The 18,125-nt window shown below is 53.3% G+C and carries 19 protein-coding genes; 10 read left to right on the forward strand and 9 right to left on the reverse strand.

Annotated elements, in window-relative coordinates; genetic code table 11:
• Positions 1-95: 95 nt before the first annotated feature.
• Complete coding sequence (locus AC3WQT_RS00920) at positions 96-1,040, forward strand: GGDEF domain-containing response regulator (protein ID WP_492701337.1); 945 nt, start codon at positions 96-98, stop codon at positions 1,038-1,040.
• Positions 1,041-1,464: 424 nt separating this feature from the next.
• On the opposite strand, the gene AC3WQT_RS00925 is transcribed toward AC3WQT_RS00920, so the two are convergent.
• The 5 genes from AC3WQT_RS00925 to AC3WQT_RS00945 form a co-directional block, all read right to left on the reverse strand.
• Complete coding sequence (locus AC3WQT_RS00925) at positions 1,465-1,905, reverse strand: hypothetical protein (RefSeq protein ID WP_492701339.1); 441 nt, start codon at positions 1,903-1,905, stop codon at positions 1,465-1,467.
• A gap of 94 nt (positions 1,906-1,999) precedes the next feature.
• Positions 2,000-2,326 (reverse strand): hypothetical protein, encoded by a 327-nt coding sequence (locus AC3WQT_RS00930; RefSeq protein ID WP_492701341.1) that lies wholly within the window; start codon positions 2,324-2,326, stop codon positions 2,000-2,002.
• Between the two features lie 462 nt (positions 2,327-2,788).
• Positions 2,789-3,274 (reverse strand): hypothetical protein, encoded by a 486-nt coding sequence (locus AC3WQT_RS00935; protein ID WP_492701343.1) that lies wholly within the window; start codon positions 3,272-3,274, stop codon positions 2,789-2,791.
• Between the two features lie 124 nt (positions 3,275-3,398).
• The gene (locus tag AC3WQT_RS00940) at positions 3,399-4,550 is read right to left on the reverse strand and encodes a branched-chain amino acid ABC transporter substrate-binding protein (RefSeq protein WP_492701345.1); all 1,152 of its coding nucleotides are present in this window, start codon (positions 4,548-4,550) and stop codon (positions 3,399-3,401) included.
• A 368-nt stretch (positions 4,551-4,918) separates the two neighbouring features.
• Entirely contained in the window at positions 4,919-5,911 is a 993-nt protein-coding gene (locus AC3WQT_RS00945; protein ID WP_492701347.1) for a LysR family transcriptional regulator, read from the reverse strand.
• Between the two features lie 268 nt (positions 5,912-6,179).
• On the opposite strand from AC3WQT_RS00945, the gene yjjJ reads away from it, so the two are divergent.
• The 3 genes from yjjJ to AC3WQT_RS00960 all read left to right on the forward strand — a co-directional run bounded on the left by yjjJ (position 6,180) and on the right by AC3WQT_RS00960 (position 9,168).
• The gene (gene yjjJ, locus AC3WQT_RS00950; RefSeq protein ID WP_492701349.1) at positions 6,180-7,535 is read left to right on the forward strand and encodes a type II toxin-antitoxin system HipA family toxin YjjJ; all 1,356 of its coding nucleotides are present in this window, start codon (positions 6,180-6,182) and stop codon (positions 7,533-7,535) included.
• Positions 7,536-7,599: 64 nt separating this feature from the next.
• Positions 7,600-8,151 carry a hypothetical protein gene (locus AC3WQT_RS00955; protein ID WP_492701350.1) on the forward strand — a complete coding sequence of 184 codons (552 nt, stop codon included), beginning with the start codon at positions 7,600-7,602 and terminating at the stop codon, positions 8,149-8,151.
• Positions 8,152-8,259: 108 nt separating this feature from the next.
• Positions 8,260-9,168 (forward strand): amino acid ABC transporter substrate-binding protein, encoded by a 909-nt coding sequence (locus AC3WQT_RS00960; protein ID WP_492701351.1) that lies wholly within the window; start codon positions 8,260-8,262, stop codon positions 9,166-9,168.
• 24 nt (positions 9,169-9,192) lie between these two features.
• On the opposite strand, the gene AC3WQT_RS00965 is transcribed toward AC3WQT_RS00960, so the two are convergent.
• A complete protein-coding gene (locus AC3WQT_RS00965) occupies positions 9,193-10,380 on the reverse strand; it encodes a M20 aminoacylase family protein (protein WP_492701353.1) in 1,188 nt (395 codons plus the stop codon).
• Positions 10,373-11,602: a diaminopropionate ammonia-lyase gene (locus AC3WQT_RS00970; RefSeq protein ID WP_492701355.1), complete on the reverse strand. Its 1,230-nt coding sequence runs from the start codon at positions 11,600-11,602 to the stop codon at positions 10,373-10,375. The genes AC3WQT_RS00965 and AC3WQT_RS00970 overlap by 8 nt, the downstream gene beginning before the upstream one ends.
• Positions 11,603-11,734: 132 nt before the next feature.
• Here AC3WQT_RS00970 and AC3WQT_RS00975 point away from each other — a divergent pair, with 132 nt between their 5' ends.
• From AC3WQT_RS00975 to AC3WQT_RS01000, 6 genes are all read left to right on the forward strand, one after another.
• Entirely contained in the window at positions 11,735-12,205 is a 471-nt protein-coding gene (locus AC3WQT_RS00975) for an Lrp/AsnC family transcriptional regulator (RefSeq protein ID WP_492701357.1), read from the forward strand.
• Between the two features lie 136 nt (positions 12,206-12,341).
• Complete coding sequence (locus AC3WQT_RS00980; protein ID WP_492701359.1) at positions 12,342-13,097, forward strand: gamma-glutamyl-gamma-aminobutyrate hydrolase family protein; 756 nt, start codon at positions 12,342-12,344, stop codon at positions 13,095-13,097.
• Between the two features lie 36 nt (positions 13,098-13,133).
• Positions 13,134-14,387, forward strand: coding sequence for a D-amino acid dehydrogenase (locus AC3WQT_RS00985; RefSeq protein WP_492701361.1), 1,254 nt, complete (start codon positions 13,134-13,136; stop codon positions 14,385-14,387).
• Between the two features lie 9 nt (positions 14,388-14,396).
• Positions 14,397-15,302, forward strand: coding sequence for an ornithine cyclodeaminase family protein (locus AC3WQT_RS00990; protein WP_492701363.1), 906 nt, complete (start codon positions 14,397-14,399; stop codon positions 15,300-15,302).
• Positions 15,303-15,458: 156 nt separating this feature from the next.
• The gene (locus tag AC3WQT_RS00995; RefSeq protein ID WP_492701365.1) at positions 15,459-16,121 is read left to right on the forward strand and encodes a site-2 protease family protein; all 663 of its coding nucleotides are present in this window, start codon (positions 15,459-15,461) and stop codon (positions 16,119-16,121) included.
• Positions 16,122-16,223: 102 nt separating this feature from the next.
• Positions 16,224-16,850, forward strand: a complete 627-nt coding sequence (locus AC3WQT_RS01000) for a LysE family translocator (RefSeq protein ID WP_492701367.1) — start codon at positions 16,224-16,226, stop codon at positions 16,848-16,850.
• A 101-nt stretch (positions 16,851-16,951) separates the two neighbouring features.
• Here the strand turns inward: AC3WQT_RS01000 and AC3WQT_RS01005 are convergent, their stop codons facing one another.
• Both AC3WQT_RS01005 and AC3WQT_RS01010 read right to left on the reverse strand, forming a co-directional pair.
• Positions 16,952-17,425 (reverse strand): hypothetical protein, encoded by a 474-nt coding sequence (locus tag AC3WQT_RS01005; RefSeq protein ID WP_492701369.1) that lies wholly within the window; start codon positions 17,423-17,425, stop codon positions 16,952-16,954.
• 99 nt (positions 17,426-17,524) lie between these two features.
• Entirely contained in the window at positions 17,525-17,836 is a 312-nt protein-coding gene (locus AC3WQT_RS01010; protein ID WP_492701371.1) for a hypothetical protein, read from the reverse strand.
• Between the last annotated feature and the right edge of the window lie 289 nt (positions 17,837-18,125).

Raw genomic sequence — 18,125 nt, forward strand, 5'->3', positions numbered from 1 at the left:
CGTTCTGCATAACAAATGTTATCCTGAGAACTCGCTGCCACACAATGAACAACGGCAATGAATAAAGGCAATAAATAAAAGCACCATGTAGAGCCATGCCCAACAAAAAATCCCTGGCCAGCCTGATCGACAATCTCGAGTTTTTGGCGCATCGCCCGCGCATACTCGTCGTGGATGATCAAGTCATCAATATTCAGGCCCTGTACCAGATTTTTGCCAAAGACCATGAAGTCTTCATGGCCACCAGCGGCCAGAGCGCCCTGGATTTTTGCAAAAAAACCCCACCCGACCTGGTTTTGCTCGACGTCATGATGCCCGACATGGATGGCCTGGAAGTCTGCGAACGCCTGAAACAGGGTGAATACACAGCCGACATCCCGGTCCTGTTTGTTACCGCCCAGAATGATGCCAGCCAGGAATCACGCGCCCTCATGGCCGGCGGCATGGATTTCATCAGCAAGCCCGTCAACCCCGATGTCGTGCGCGCCCGCGTCCGTACCCATGTCACCCTCAAGCTGCAGCGCGACCTGTTAAAAAAACTGGTCTTCACCGACCCATTGACCGGTCTCGCCAACCGCCGCAGTTTTGACCAGGCCATCGCCAAAGAATGGCGGCATTGCCAGCGCAACGGAAAATCCCTGGCCGTACTGATGATAGACATAGACTGCTTCAAACAATACAACGACACCTATGGCCATCAGCAAGGTGACGCCTGCCTGGCCGCCGTCGCCACTTGCCTGCAAACCAGCCTGGGCCGCCCGCACGATGTCGTGGCCCGCTACGGTGGTGAAGAATTCATCTGCCTCATGCCCGAATGCGAACTCGCCGGTGCCATCACCAAAGCCAGCACCCTGCTACGCGCCATCACAGACAAGACCATCCCCCACAGCACATCCAAAGTCAGCGACATCGTCACCCTCAGCATAGGCGTCGCCGCCATCGTCCCCGATGATAAGAACAGCACCGCCGACCTCATCGCCAAAGCAGACCAGAAATTGTATGAAGCCAAACAGGCTGGGCGGAACCGGGTGGTGGCGTAGAATAGATTTTGCAGGGTGCGTAGTGCGCACCATTTTTTCAAACTCTTGGAAAAGCTGCGTTATGATGCGCAGTCCGTAGGGTGCGTTATAACGCACCGCTTGTATGGGCGCATACATAAAGCAACTACAATACTTCTCAAAAAATAAGTTCCTTTGCCTACGTAGCCCACTATCTTCATCAGACGACGCATTCGGTGCGTTGCAACGCACCCTACTTATCTGCGACCACATGCGGCACATTGCAATGCGCCTCAGGTTACGGCTATATCACGGCGATGCTTGCGGCTAGGATATGCGCAAATCCTGTCCTGTAGGGTGCGCCATGCGCACCGATGTCATCAAAAAAAAACGCGCCACATCTCACAATGGCGCGTTTCTCTTTGCTACTTAATTTACTGCTCAATTTACGGCTTACGCCGCAAACTTATTTCACTGCTGGTGTGACTGTTTTGCTGCTACCTGCTGTTGCCACTTTGCCTGCATCAGTTTTCACTTCCGCTTTTACTTCTGGCTTGACTTCCGTTTTCACTTCAGCCTTTGCCTTGGCATGCTTTTCATGAGCGACATGCTTGGCGTGTTTTTCATGTTTCTCTGCAATTTTTTCTACTGCTGCAGTTTTTCCTTCGACTGCTGGTGTTGCTTGTGCAACTGCTGTCGCAGGCGTCGTTGCTGTCGTTACTGCCTTGCTCACTGGTGCTGTAGCGGTCGTGACTGCTGCGGTTGGTGTTGCTGCCGTCGTTGTCACTGTTGCTGGTGTTACTGTTGTTTTTGCTGATGTAGTTGCAGTTGCGGTTGCAGGTGTTTGTGCAAATGCACTACCCATCAAAACGGTAGAAGCGATCAGGGCGGTAATGAGTTTGTTCATGGTGATAATCCTTAATATGTCTGTGAGCGATTTGCTTGTTTCTTTACCGGCAGCTCGTGCTGCCGGCAGGCTTCAAAAATTTACTGGCTAAAACTTATTTCGATGCTGCGCTGGCTGCGGCAGATGCGCCTGCTGCTTTTGCTTCTTTCTTGGTGTGCTTGGTATGTTTTGCAGCTTTTTCACCTGTATGCATTGCTGGCTTGGCTTCAGGAGCAGATGCTGCTGGAGTTACTGCAGAAGCACTGGCTGATGCAGAAGCAGCTACCACTTTTGCGGCTGGTGCAGATTTCGCTACACTCGCTGCTGCGGCGGCTGTTGCTGGCTTGGATGCAGCAGTTGCAGATGCGCTCGCTGGTGTCTGTGCAAATGCGCTACCCATAACAACTGTGGAAGCGATGATGGCGGTGATCAGTTTGTTCATGATATTTCCCTCTTTATGTTTGGGTTGCTTGCTTGGTTTGTATTTCGTTTTTGCGTTTCGTAGTCACGCTACGTAAGCCAAAAACGCCGCCCGGATACATTGCGTTGACGCAAAAAACCACAGAAGAGGGGGCTTAGTGTTGTTGTTCTAAACGACATGTCACCTGTCAACCGAATGCCATGCTCATGCGTTACGCGCGCAGGAACATAAAAAACGACGCCTGCTTGCAGCATGGCGTCGTTTTGTTTTTTGAAGGGAACACAGCAAACCGCGCACCTTGAACGCAGCCGTAACGTAGGGTGCGTTATAACGCACCACATTAGATGCACAAACAAGGATGGGCGATGGCTGGAACGGTGAGGTAAAAGGGAAAATATTTTTACAATATTGCGGCCACCTTGCCTGTTCATTCGTCCAAGCGGTGCGTTATAACGCACCCTGCAGACCTGACTTTTCGCACGCTCACAAAAAACTCTTGACCTTCCTTACCCCACGCCTGCCCCAGCGTCGTGCTGTCCTTTGCGACTGGCTGACGCGGTCCAGCTGCACGCAACGCAAGTGCGAGCTGATACTCTGGTCTATGTTCCACAAAGCCTGGGTGATGAGCAAATCCATTTCTGTGGTGAACTTGCCTGTCACCGGTGCATTGGTGTTTGTACGCGGCGTATCTGCCATGCTGATGCGCCAGGCGTCTTCCAGAGTGATACCACCAGCAGGTTTGGCGAGGTTCCAGTAAAGGCTGTTTTCTGCTGCAGAGATCAAACCTTCTTCCTGCAGGCGCAGGCAGATTTTGCGGATGGCGTACTTGCTCATGCCGCAGTGTTTCGCCAGTTGATCCAGCCTTACCTCCGCCGGAGCGGCAGCAACAAAATGCTCCAGCACCCTGGCCAGTTTGCGGAACATGCCGTATTGCGAGGCGGGTAAAAATTGTGCTGTGCTCAAACTCATGGCAGGATCTTTCTTTGATACTCTCTTTAATACTCTCTTTGATACTCTCTTTGATACTCGCTTTGATACTTTACCGGCATGGCACATACAGGCGATGTATGTGCCATGCGTATTCACAAAACAATCAGTGGGTCACAGCGATGAGTTCGCGTTTGCCACCTTTGTAAGTGTACAAAGTCAAAGTACCATCACGGATATCACCACGCGCATCAAATGCAATTTCGCCTGTCACGCCCTTGTGTTTGATCCTGGCCAGCTCTGGCAAGTATTTGGCTGGTTCGGCGGAATTGGCTTTCTGCATGGCGGCTACCATGGTCATTACGCCGTCATAGGCATAGGGCGCATTCAGCACGACTTCATGACCATATTTTTTACTGAAGTTAGCTTTGAACTTATCCAGATCTGCCTTCTTGCCCTCTTCTACCCCGCCTGCCTCGGCACAGACCACATTACCTTCACCGATGGCGTCGCCTGCCAGTTGTGCCAGTTCTGTCGAACAGATACCGTCGCCGCCCATGAACTTGACCTTCATTCCCAGTTGCTTGATTTGCTTGAGCATGGGGCCGCCTACCGCATCCATGCCGCCAAAGAAAATCAGATCAGGATTTGCCGCCTTGATGGTGGTCAGGATGGCACTGAAGTCCGTTGCCTTGTCAGTCGTGTATTGACGCGAGACGATCTTGGCGGGGGTGAGTTTGCCCGTCGCGCCCTTGACAAATTCATCTGCCACACCTTGCCCATAAGCTGTGCGGTCATCAATCACGGCGATATTTTTTGCCTTTTGCATTTGCACGGCATAGCGACCCAGCGTGCCACCGAGTTGACCATCATTGGCAACGACGCGGAAAGCTGTCTTGAAGCCCTGCTGCGTGTATTTGGGGTTAGTCGCCGAAGGGGAAATCTCTGGTATGCCCGCATCATTGTAAATTTTGGAAGATGGGATGGTGGTGCCAGAATTCATGTGGCCGATGACGCCATTGACCTTGGCATCGACCAGTTTTTGCGCCACAGTAGTGGCTTGCTTGGGTTCACCCGCATCGTCTTCTGCCAGCAATTCAAATTTTGCTTTCTTGCCGCCTATGGTGACGCCTTTGGCATTGAGTTCATCCACGGCCATGCGTGCACCTTCTTCGGTATCCTTGCCCATGTGTGCAGATGGCCCGGACAAGGGGCTGACATGGCCTATCCTGACGACAAGATCCTGGGCACTGGCATTGCCTGCCAACAGGATGCCTGCAGAAGATGCGGCGACGATGAGTTTGATGGTAGTGGACATACAGATTCCTCTCTAGGTTTAAGTCTTAAGTATTAGAGAACCTCTGATTAAGTTACTGCGCGACGCTATTTTGGGTCTGCGATACTCGCCGTACTATCGTACGACTGCGCTTCTTAACCCAAACTAACGCCGCTCGCTACACATAATTAGAGGTCCTTAGTTTTGGTAATTCGGTTTCGCCTTTCGGTGATGAATGATTGTCTGGCGCATCTCAATGCACAAGGCAATAATTCTAAGGGTATGAATTAGCAAGACTAATGCGTAAAGACAGGCCATGCCCTGTGCGGGTACAATGGACAAGAGGAGAAATATGGATTAGCAGGGGTAATACTATTGCGCTCAATCTGCCGTCGCAGCGAGCCAGAAAATCAGACCAGTCGCGCAATACCTGACAAAATTGCATTGCGCTGTGTTTCAAATTCGCGACACTCTTCCGTCAACCAGTCCTTGAAGATACTCACAGACTTTTTATTACCCACATGCTCATTGATGACTAAAAAATAAGCCGCGCTGGCCTTGACGCAGATAGGTACGGTAGGCGTCAACTGCCCCTGGCTGAGTTCATCGAGTATCAGCGAGGTACGCGCCATCGCCATGCCTTGCCCGTAAGTGGCAGCATTGATGGCCAGGTGCGAGAGATTGTATTGATGCCCGTGGCGCACAAAATCCTGCACCTCGTTATCATTGCATTGGGTGGCAATGCGCATCCACTCACCCCATTCGGCATAGGGCGGCGCATTCTCCCAGGGTGAATCATCATGCAGCAGGATGTGGTCTGTAAAATCAGATGCCTGCGCCAGCGCCGGGTAACGCGTGAGGTAGTCACTGTTGGCCACCGGCAGCAGGTATTCAGACATCAGCCTGCTGGCATGGTGGTTACTCTGGTCTGGCCCCTGGCCGTACAGCACCAGGATGTCGATCGATTCTGCACTCATCTTCAGCGCACTCATGCCAAACAGCTCGCCACGCAAGTGGATTTCTATCTCTGGATACAGCCGTCCAAAGCCACTGAGCCTGGGCATGAGCCACATCATCGAAAATGAGGGGGATGAGCGTATCGCCACGCTCTTGTTGTTCAGGCTCGGTTGTATGGCCTGCAATTGCAGCTCCAGCTCTTGCAGCAGGCGGTTGACCACCCTGTGCAACTCGCTACCCTCACGCGTCAGCCGCAGGCTGCGCGTCATGCGCACGAACAGGCGCGCGCCTATCTGCTCTTCCAGCCCCTTGATCTGCTGGCTGACCGCTCCCTGGGTGACATGCAACTCAGCCGCCGCACGGGTAAAACTCAGATTGCGCGCCGCTGCATCAAAGTATTTGAGTGCATGTAAAACCAGGGGAGTAACAAGCTTTTGGGTGCGCATGGGCGGGCTTTAAAAGTGGGGCTAAGGTGATTATAAGTTTGAAACGTACAAACCGGGCTATGTCGGACATATGTACTCATCCAGGAAACAGAGCGGGCAACTATTCCAAGGCAGCTCTGAAAGTGTCTTTATAGCAAAATTATTAAAATACCTTGCCATAGAATCTATTCGAGAATCCATTCACTAATCTATTCACTAATCTATTCATTTATAGTAGTCTTCTATATGAAATATACCCAATATTATCTATTCACTGAAACACAGTAAAATGTCTAAAAACCAACAACAGGACAAGCTCAGGCATTTGCTCATGCAAGGGCCACAGAAAACCGCTGCCATCCTGGCTGTGCTGGGCATCAGCCAGCCAACGTTTTCGCGCCTGTGGTCTACTATGAACGATGGTTTCGTGACAGGAGCAGCCAGGGCGCGCAGCTATGCCTTGTTGCGTCAGGTTGCCGGAGTGGATGCACCAATACCGGTATTCAGGGTGACTGAGCATGGGCAGATCGAATCCATAGGCAACATCGATCCCCTGCAAGGCGCTTATTACGCGCTCACAGGCAAGTCCAGTCGGCTATTCCAGGGCATGCCATATTTTCTCAGTGACCTGCGCCCGCAAGGGTTTTTAGGCCGCTTGGAGCCAGGCAAAAATCCTGACCTGGATTTGCCAGCGGATATCCTGCGCTGGACGGACGAACACGTCCTCAAATACATTTCACGCCGCAGCGAACATGCTGCGGGCGACCTCATACTGGGGAATGAGTCGTATGCCAGATATCTCGCCGACACAGGCAGGATACATGCATCAGTGACACCAGAATCACAGCGTCAGGCGCTCTACCCTGTCATGGCGGAAAACGCCATGCAGGGTGAACCACCAGGTTCTTCTGCCGGGGGTGAACAACCCAAGTTCACCGCCATCATTCAACGACATGCACAAAACAGCGCAGAAGAAATTGAGCATGTCATCGTCAAGTTTTCACCGCCTGTGGATACGGCAAATGGCCGCCGCTGGGCAGACCTGCTGATCTGCGAGCATCTGGCGCTGAAAACATTGGCGCAGAACCAGATTGCTGCCGCAAAAACCGCACTGCTTGAAGCCGGTGGACGCGTGTTCCTGGAAGTGGTGCGTTTCGACAGAGTGGGTCTTAAAGGACGCCGCCCCATGGCCACCTTTGCCGCCATGGATGGCGACCTTGGCATGCTTGATCAAAAATGGACGGCTGTCGCCCACGAACTTGCACGCATGGGCCAGTTGTCGGCAACAGATGTAGAGACTGTAGAAATCCTGGACCTCTACGGCACATTGATAGGCAATACCGACAAACACCACGGCAATATCGCGCTGGCATGGACATTTGAGCAGCGTCACCATTTGCTGCCAGCCTATGACATGCTGCCTATGTTCTACCGGCCCAACGCACATGGCGAGATCGTGCCACGGGTCTGGGTGGCTGATCTTGCCGCAGGTCTTGAATTACGTCACCTGCCCAGATGCTATGACATGGCACATCAATTCTGGACGGCGGTATTACATGACAGCCGTATTTCCCAGGTATACAAAGATGAAGTGGCCGGGCCTCATTTGAATGTGCTGTGCTCCCTGATTAACATGCGCAACTGACAACCACCGTAACTGCTAAAATGCTTCGGCCCTTAAAAGACAAGCTTGCCATTACAAACTCAATATGAGTTCTACCCTGATTTTTGATATTACCCAAACAGCCTGGATAGACTCAGCAACGCTGATTCCACTTGTCCCCCTGGCCGCCGGTGTCATCATGATAAGCATGAATATCTCGCGCAAGCGAAAAGGTTTACCGGCTCATAGCTGGCGCTCACACTCGGATAAGCCAGCTCCTTTTTTTCCTTACATTGCTCTGGGACTTGGCCTCATCACTAGCTGGATGGTTGTCAAGAACAGCTATTTCGCTTATACAGAATTGCGCTCGGAATATGAGGCAGGAAAATGCGAAGTCATCGAAGGCAAAGTAGAAAATTTCCGCCCGGGTGAAAATAAAAAAGGGGCACCGCCAGAGTCTTTTGATATCAGGCACAAGCACTTTGCTTACCGTGATGGACTTGGCAGACCTGCTTTCCACCATACGACAGCCAATGGCGGCCCCATCAGGGAAAACCAGCACTTACGCATTGCCCACTGCGATGGAGCCATCGTCAGACTGGAAATTCTGAATGATGATGTCGCTCCGCCTAATGATACTGGCAAGCAAACACAATAGCCCCGCTAATAGCCTCGATTAGAAATTATCGTTTGTTGCGCAAAACGGCAGCATCCACAATCGCAGCCATCATGTGCACCCGCTCATGAATACGATTGGGGAAATACCATGCACGTACTTAGCACAACACAGCAGGCAGCCAAGCTGATCATGGCAGCCGCAGCATTCAGTTTATGTAGCAACACAGCAATGGCTGGCGAGACACTGGAGCGTATCAGCCGCAGTGGCAGGATAGTGCTGGCAACCAGGGATGCATCCATCCCTTTCTCATACAAGGACAATAATGGCAAACCCCTTGGTTATACGGTGGACATCTGCCTCAAGCTGGTCGATGCCATCAAGCTGCAACTGAAGCGGCCTGAGCTGCGCATAGACTATATGCAGGTGACGCCGTCCAGTCGTTTCAAGGCTATCACTGAGGGTCAGGCGGATCTGGAATGCGGGCCTACCACCAACACCGCAGAGCGGCGTGCGCTGGTGGGTTTTACGATTGCGAATTTTATTGCCAGCGCCAGGATGCTGGTCAAGAAAGATTCTGGCATACGCAACTGGGCAGACTTGCGCAACAAGACCATCGTCACCACAACGGCCACCACCAATGCCAAATCGATTGCTGAACGCAATGACGTGAGTGCCTTGCGCATCACCCTGCTGGAGGCGAAAGATGACCTGGAATCTTTCCACCAGGTTGAAACCGGCAAGGCCGATGCCTTTGCCATGGATGACGTCTTGCTCTATGGCTTGAAGGCCATGTCACGGCACCCGGCAGACTACCAGGTCGTCGCCAGCCCCTTGACGGTGGAGCCGTATGCCATCATGTTTTCAAAAAACGATGCTGAACTGAAGAAGCTCATGGATGCAGAAATGGCCAGGATCATTTATAACGGCGATGTCGAAAAGCTGTATAAGAAATGGTTCAACAATCCCATCCCGCCGTCTGGTGTGAATCTGGATATGCCCATGAACGCTCTATTGCGCAATTCGTTTCAGTTTCCGTCTGATAAGGTGGCGGATTGAGCTTGTGCTACCTCATACGACACATCACTTCGCCCCCAACTCCAGCCGCACAATCTCAGCAAAATACTGCGCCCCCGTCGCCAGGATTTCATCATTGAAATCATAGCCCGCATTGTGCAGGGGAATGCCGCCCTGGTCGAGGGCGACACCATTGCCGATGAAGCTGAAGTTACCCGGCACGACTTGCAGGAAAGCACCAAAATCTTCAGAGATCATCATGGGCTGCACGTTGGCATCGACCTTGTCTTTGCCCGCGATGTTGGCGGCGGCCCTGGTGGCGACATCGACAAACTCTGCGGAATTAATGGTAGGCGCAAACTCATGGGTATATTCAAACACGCATTCTGCACCGTGCATGTGGCAAATTCCTACGCTGATGTCGCGCATGCGCTGTTCCAGCATCGCTTGCACCTCACGCGAATAACTGCGGGTATCACCCTTGATGATGACATTGGAGGGAATCACGTTCCTGATGCCATCAGTGATGAATTCAGTACAGGAGATAACCGCCTGCAAACCCGGATCAAGATTACGTGAGACGATGGTTTGCAAGGCCAGCACGATTTGCGAGGCGATGACGATCGGGTCTATGCCCATATGCGGCCTCGCTGCATGGGTGCCGCGTGCCTTGATGTGGATGACGAAATTATCTTCCGATGCCATGATGCCGCCTGCGCGCGTGGCAAAAGAGCCCGCGGGCACGCCCGGCATATTGTGCACACCAAAAATCGCATCGACAGGGAAGCGTTCAAACAGGCCATCCTGCATCATGGCCTTGGCACCGCGCCCGTGTTCTTCTGCCGGTTGAAAGATAAAGCGTACCGTGCCGTTGAAGTCTGGCCTGGCAGTCAATAACCTGGCCGCGCCCAGTACCATGGCCATGTGGCCGTCGTGCCCGCAGGCATGCATTTTACCGTGCGTGCATGAGGCATGTGGCCTGCCGGGGGCGTTCTCGGTGATGTGCAGGGCATCCATGTCGGCGCGCAAGCCTATCGCCCGCTCGCCCTTGCCTGCACTCAGGCTGGCCACCAGCCCGGTGCCACCTATGCCGCGATGCACTTCCAGCCCCATGTCCTGCAAGGCTTTGGCGACATAATCAGCGGTTGCAATCTCTTCAAAACCTGTCTCTGGATGCTGGTGCAAATGCTTGCGCCAGGCCAGCAATTCTGTCTGCAATGCCGATTTCAATTCTGATGTCAATGATTCATTCATGATGCCTGTCCTTCCAGGAATTTTGCTGGGCAAGTACCGCTTGTGCCGACATGCCAACCAGATCGTGATACACCGCTGCTGCCGTTGCGCCTTCGGTATTGATGACCAATACCCTTGCGCTGGCATCCAGGCCCACTTGCTTCATGCAGACCTTATTGCTGCAAATACTTAACAAGCCTGCCAGGCCCGCTACACCAGATTCACCAGCAACGATGGGGATATCAGCCTCACTACCCGCCGCCAGCACGCGCATGGCCTGGATGGCGAGTTCATCTTCTATCGTCAAAAAATAATCGACCGCAGGCTGCAAGAAGCGCCAGGCCAGAGGTGAAGTCTCGCCACATGCCAGGCCTGCCATGACAGAGTCGATAGAACCCAGCGCCCTGCTCGCCTTACCATGCAAAGCACTTTGGTAAAGGCAATCTGCCTGCGCAGGTTCTACCACGATGAAGCACGGGCGCTTGGCGCCATACAATTCCCAGAAATAACTGACTATTCCCGCAGCCAATCCACCAACGCCACCCTGTAAAAAGACGTGGGTATAAGCGCTTTGCCCATCATGCCCGGCAACTTGCTCCACCAGCTCGGCAGCGATAGCTCCATAGCCTTGCATGACATCACGCGGGATATCTTGATAGCCTTCATAAGACGTATCTGAAATCACCTGCCAGCCATTGGTGCTTGCCAACTCTGCGGCCACTTCTACCGATTCATCATAATTGCCTTTGATGCGCACTATCCTCGCACCATAGGCCGCAATCGCCGCTTCGCGCTCTGAGCTGACATGCGCATGCAAGACAATCACACACTGGCAGCCTGCAGACTTAGCAGCCGCTGCCAGGCTGCGCCCATGGTTGCCATCGGTAGCGCTGATGACGGTGTAGTCTTGCAGCAGTGTTGCATAGCGGCCTGTCAGCACCTGTTCCGGGACGATATTGTGCCCATGGTAAAGCCGCAAAACCTGCCGCACCAGCGCGACAGGCGCACCCAGTGCCTTGAAGCTGCCCAGCGGTGAGCGAACTGATTCATCCTTGACATAGACACTGCCCACCTGCAATTTGCCGGCCAGATCAGGCAAGGTATACAGCGGCGTTGCAGCGTGGGCCAGCTCTTTCCAGGCTGCCAGCCAGCGCTGGCTTTGCTGTGCACTCTCTATGTTCATGATGGCTGCAAGCTCAGCAGGATAGGGCTGGCGTACAGCGTGTGGATTGGATAACAGCATGCTTGCTCCTGACATTAGGTGTAAGATTGACTGAAATAATATTCCGCAACCAATGGTAAGATTTACGAAAATAATGCAGATAAACGCAAAATCTTTGCATAGATGACCATAACCAAGGATGGCGGAGCCTATATGACTACCCTGGACAATTTTGACCGCCGCCTGTTGGCAGAAATCCAGCAAGACAGCAGCCTGCCACAAAGCACTTTGGGGGAAAGGGTTAACCTCTCCACCGCCGCCGTCAACCGCCGCCTGAAACGCCTCAGTGATGACAAGGTCATAGAACGCTACAGCGCACAACTGCGCCCGGATGCACTGGGCTACCCCCTGACCATCGTCGTCGAAGTGGAAGTAGAAAACGAACGCATGGATTTGCTCGACGCCATGAAAACCGCCTTCCTCGCCTGCCCCCAGGTGCAGCAATGTTATTACGTCGCTGGCGAATGTGATTTTGTTCTGATCTTCATCGTGCGCGACATGGCGCAATACACCGAGCTTACCCGCCAGCTTTTTTTTGAAAGCAATAATGTCAAACGCTTCAAGACTCTTGTAGCGATGAGCAGGATGAAGACGGGGTTGGATGTGCCGGTAGATGAAGTCTGATGTCTGTCACTTAAGCTTCAGATTAAACGCTAACCTATGCATTAGAAAAACTAATGCCTGAACATAGAATTCATGGTTTGCGGTATCTGTTTTGAACAGGGATGATGACAACATCAAACCAATCAAAACAAGACCAATGACCAGCTCTCTACCACCCCGCATAGGCATCACCCCCGACCGCAACGCTGTCGCAAGCGATATCGAAGCCCTGTTCTTTGTACGCCGCAATTATTGCGCGGCAATCAGTGACAACGGTGGCGTACCGCTGGTGCTGCCCTATGACATGGGCGCGGTAGAGACTTATCTCGACCAGATCGATGGTTTGCTCATCACCGGCGGCATGTTCGATGTCAACCCTGCCCTGTACGGCATGCCTGCCCGCTATCCTGAAAAAATGGCACTCAAGGAAGACCGCACCGCATTCGAACAAGCCATGCTGCGTGCTGCCATTGCGCGTGACATGCCCGTGCTGGGCATCTGCGGCGGCATGCAACTGATTGCTGTCGAGATGGGTGCAACGCTGCTGCAGCACATACCTTCTGATATTGCCACCAGCATAGAACACAAACAGGCTGAGGACTGCGATCTGGCCAGCCACGCCATCCACATCCGCCAGGGCAGCAAGCTGCACGCGATTATGGGTGTCGACCGCTGCGAGGTTAACAGCCTGCATCACCAGTCAGTGTTTGGCCCCACGGATCAGGTCAAGATTGCTGCAATCGCCGATGATGGTGTGGTAGAGGCCATAGAAGTACCGTCACTGTCGTTTTGCATGGGCGTACAGTGGCACCCTGAGTATCGTGTCAATGCCAGCGAAAAAAACCTGTTCACTGCCCTGGTTGCAGCAGCAAAGAAAAGCGCTGCACGTCACCTGAGGGCTATCAGCGTTTAATTTATTTTTACTCACTAAGTACTCATTAAGCTCACTATGAAAGTTTGTATCATCGGCGCAGGTGTCATCGGCCTCACCACCGCGTACGCACTGGCAAGACGCGGTCATGATGTCAGCATTGTCGAGGCGCATGATGGTGCCGGTGAAGGTGCCAGCTTTGGCAATGGGGCGCAGCTCAGTTACTCTTATGTTGCGCCGCTGGCGGATGCCTCGGTCTGGGCCAGCATGCCCTCTTATCTGTTGAACCCTGATTCGCCTTTAAGCTGGCGTCCTGCGCTGGAGCTGGCGCAGTGGAAATGGTTATGCAGTTTTTTACTCGCCTGTAACCAGCGCAAATCCAGGCAGACCACGGCTGAACTTTTACGTCTGGCATTCTATAGCCGCGATTGCCTGGCGACTTTGCAAACGCAGTTAGCACTGGATTTTGATCTGCGCCAGGCAGGCAAGCTGGTCATGTATTCATCTGATGCTGCGCTCAAGGCTGCGGCTGCGCAAGTCGCCTATCAGGCGCAACTGGGTTGTGAGCAGCAAGTCTTGTCCACCCAAGCTTGCCTGGACATAGAACCTGCCCTGGCACATGCAGCCGCCCGTTGGGTAGGCGGCGTCTACACGCCGTCTGAAGATGTCGGTGACTGCGCCCTCTTTTGCAGGCAATTGTCGCAGGCATTGATACACAATTATCCTGATGTGAAGTTCTTGTATGGTACCCAGGTCAATGGCATGCTCATACAGGCAGGCAAACTGCAGGCGCTGCAAACCAGCCAGGGCGATATCAGCGCAGATGTCTTTGTACTGGCAAATGGATCGCATGCCGCCACCCTGGCTGCCAGAGCTGGCTTGCATTTGCCCGTCTACCCGCTCAAGGGTTATAGCATCACGCTGGATGCGCCAGCGGCAGACGCCAGCCTGCCCAGCGTCAGCATCACCGACAGCGCCAGGAAGATCGTCTATGCCCGCATCGGTGAGCGCCTGCGCGTGGCAGGACGGGTAGAAATTGTCGGCCACGACATGCAGATCAATACCGCCCGCGCACAGAGCCTGCTAAAAGAAACGCAAGAACTCTTCCCATCAGTCAGTGCAGATGCAAATGCCATACACCCGTGGGTGGGCATGCGGCCAGCAACGCCCACTGGCATCCCCATCATAGGCGCTTCACCGGTCAGCAATCTCTACCTCAATGCAGGTCACGGCGCACTCGGCTGGACACTGGCTTGTGGTAGCGCTGAACTGCTGGCCCAGCAAATCGATGGCGAGCAGAGCACTATCGATTCCACCCCATATCAATACTAAGGACATACCATGCAAGTCATCACCAACGAACAAGTCGCCTCACTGTTGACAGTCAAGGATGCCATCACCGTCATGCGCGAAGCGTTTACGCATTACGCCACAGCAGGTGCCATGCAGGAGCGTGTACGCATAGACAGCGGCAAAACCAAGCTCAGCGCCATGGGTGCCGTCATCCCCGGCCTGAATGCTGCCGGGGCCAAGATTTACTCCACCATCAATGGCAAGTTCACCTTCGTGATTGTCTTGTTTGCTGCTGACGATGGCCGCCTGCTGGCCGTGATGGAAGGCGACACCATGACAGAATTCCGCACCGCTGCCGTCACCGCCGTCGCTGCCGACAAACTGGCACGGCAAGACGCCACAACCCTGGCCATCTTTGGCACTGGCATACAGGCGCGCGCCCATGTCCCGGACCTGCTGGCCGTACGCAACTTCAGCGAAGTGCTGGTGGTCGGCATAGAAGGCCAGGACGCTTTTGCACAGCATATCAGCACGCAATACGGTATCCCCGCCCGCGCCACCACTGCTGCTGAAGCCGCCAGCCAGGCCGATGTCATCCTCACCGCTACACGATCAAGTACGCCACTGTTTGACGGCAATGATGTCAAACCCGGTGCCTTTGTCGCCGCCATAGGCTCCAGCAAACCCGACACCCGCGAAGTGGACGACACCCTGATACGCCGCGCCAGCAAGATCGTGGTTGAATGGAAAAAGCAGGCCGCCTACGAGGCAGGTGATTTGCTCCTGTGCGACAAGAACAGCTTTGCATGGGACGATGTGCTGGAGATGACCGATGTGGTGCAAGGTGCAGGCATACGCAGCAGTGAATCAGACATCATTCTCTACAAGGCCATAGGTGTAGGGCTGGAAGATGTGGCGCTGGCGGAGTTTGTTTATCGCAAATTGGTAGAGTAAATTTTTCTTATAGGGTGCGCCGTGCGCACCCACAAATTGGCGGTCAACCTACCTCAACGGATTTTGCGCCGCATGGCATAAAAGCATACAAAAACAGATCAAGAACCGCGTATTCCAGACTACAATTGCACCTGATCCATCCACACATCACGTGCCATGCTCGCTTTTGCCCTCATCATTCTCTTCTGCATCACCCTGCACTTATTCGGCATTGCTGCAGCAGGCCAGGCCGCAGGTACCAGGGTACTGGAATTAACCATGGGCATGGGACCAGTCTTGTTCAGGTACAAGGCTTTTATCCTGAAACTGATCCCCCTGAATGGCTATGTCAAATTCATCGACACCCGCGAACGCGTAGTCAGTGACGCCGACCTGCCCTTTGCATTTGACCGGCTGAGCCTATGGCGGCAAATCATGGTCACCCTGTCTGGCTGTGCCGTCCTGATGATACTGGCCGCCGTCTTGCTGGGCGCAGGTGCATGGCAAGACTTTATCGCATTGCCAGTACAATATGTGATGGGTGCGCTATCACCTTTTGGGACAGCGCAAACCCTGTTGCTTGAGGCAGCCCGCGTGATCCACACCGCCGCATTGCCAAGTCTGCTGGGCATAGTTGCAGCCAAGCTGGCGGCTTTTAATCTACTGCCGCAGGCAGGTTCCAATGGCAGCTACGTCATCAATGCTGTGGCCCAGCGCCTTGGCCTAGTCAAGCCCTATCCCGGTGCTGTCCACAAGCTTGTTGTCTTCATGACGATTGCTGTGATGATCTCGTGGTGTCTGGCGATAGCGTATGCTGTCTGGGTGCAATTTGGCTTGTAGGGCGTGCCGTGCGCACCCTGCAAATCACCATCTGTCCATGCATTGTCGGACCCTGCCGCAGATGAGATAAAATACACTATCCCCCAACAGCCAAGGACTCCCATGGAAAACTATGCATCCCTCATCGGCATCTGCGCCGCACTCACTGTCGGCGTCGTCAGCCCCGGTCCCAGTTTTGTGATGATAGCCCGCACCGCGATGGCGTCTACCCGTGCTGAAGGTGTCAGTGCAGCGATAGGCATGGGCATGGGTGGCACGCTGTTTGCGCTGGCGGCCCTGCTGGGCTTGCAGGGTATCTTGCTGGCCTTGCCTGTGCTGTTCATTGCGCTCAAGGTATTGGGTGGCCTCTACCTGGCCTGGCTGGGTTTCAAGATCTGGCGTGGTGCACACGAACCTTTGCAGATCAAAGCGGCTGAACAAACAGGTGAACGCAATTTGCGCAAATCATTGCTGCTGGGCTTTACTACCCAGGTCAGCAATCCCAAGACATCCATCGTCTATGCCAGCGTCTTCGCCGCCTTCATGCCGCGCACGCAAAGTCTGGCGTTTGATGCCTTACTGCTGGCGTGTGTCTTCATCATAGAAGCCAGCTGGTATGCGATAGTTGCCGTCGCCCTGTCATCAGAAAAACCACGCACGACTTACCTGCGCTACAAACAATGGCTGGACCGTGTTGCCGGTGGCGTCATGATGGCGCTGGGGATCAAGCTGGTGGCATCAGCACGCTGATACCCGTTTTACTTGTTACGCATAACAAAAGACGCTTCATCGCGAATGATGAAGCGTCTTTTTTTATAACCGGTGCTGCCTGCTGCTAAAACCCCTGCAATTTATTTTGTTGCTGGCGTTGCTGTCTTGCCTGTGCCTGCTGTCGCAACTTTAGCTGTATCAGTTTTGACTTCAGCTTTTACTTCTGGCTTGATTTCTGTTTTCACTTCAGCTTTTGCTTCAGTCTTTGCCTTGGCATGTTTTTCATGGGCGGCATGTTTGACATGCTTTTCATGTTTCTCTGCAGTTTTTTCTACTGCTGCAGTTTTGACTTCTGGCGTTGCTGGTGTAGCTGCAGGCGTAGTGACAGATGTAGCTGCGGCTGTGGTGTTTGTTGCCATTGCCGTCGTCGTTACTGCCTTGCCCGCTGGTGTTGCTGTGCTTGTTGCAACTGTGGTTGCGTTAGCTGGGGTGGCTGCCGTCACTGCTGGTGTTGCCTTTGCTGCAGTAGTTGCAACAGTAGTTGCAGGTGTTTGTGCAAATGCGCTACCCATCAAAACGGTAGAAGCGATCAGGGCGGTAATGAGTTTGTTCATGGTGATAATCCTTAATATGTCTGTGAGCGATTTGTTTTTTGCTTGATTGACCGGCAGCGTCTGGCTGCCGGTATACGTTCTACAACTACTTGCTGAAACTTATTTCGATGCTGCGCTGGCTGCTGCAGATGCGCCTGCTGCTTTCACTTCTTTTTTGCCGTGCTTGACATGTTTTGCAGCTTTGGCTGGCTTGGCTTCTGGTGTAGAAGCTGCTGGCATTGCCGCGCTGGCGCTGGCAGATGCAGAAGCGGCTACTACTTTAGCGGCTGGTGCAGATTTCGCTACACTCGCTGCTGCAGCGGCTGTTGCTGGCTTGGATGCAGCAGTTGCAGATGCGCTCGCTGGTGTCTGTGCAAATGCGCTACCCATAACAACTGTGGAAGCGATGATGGCGGTGATCAGTTTGTTCATGATATTTCCCTCTTTATGTTTGGGTTGCTTGCTTGGTTTGTATTTCGTTTTTGCGTTTCGTAGTCACACTACGTAAGCCAAAAACGCCGCCCGGATACATTGCGTTGACGCAAAAAACCACAGAACATGGGGCTTAGTGTTGTTGTTCTAAACGACATGTCACCTGTCAACCGAATGCCATGCTCATGCGTTACGCGCGTAGGAACATAAAAAAACGACGCCTGCTTGCTGCATGGCGTCGTTTTTTTTGGGCGGTCATAACGCGTAGCGTGCGTTGTAACGCACCATC

This window comes from Undibacterium sp. FW305-107 (assembly GCF_058788535.1).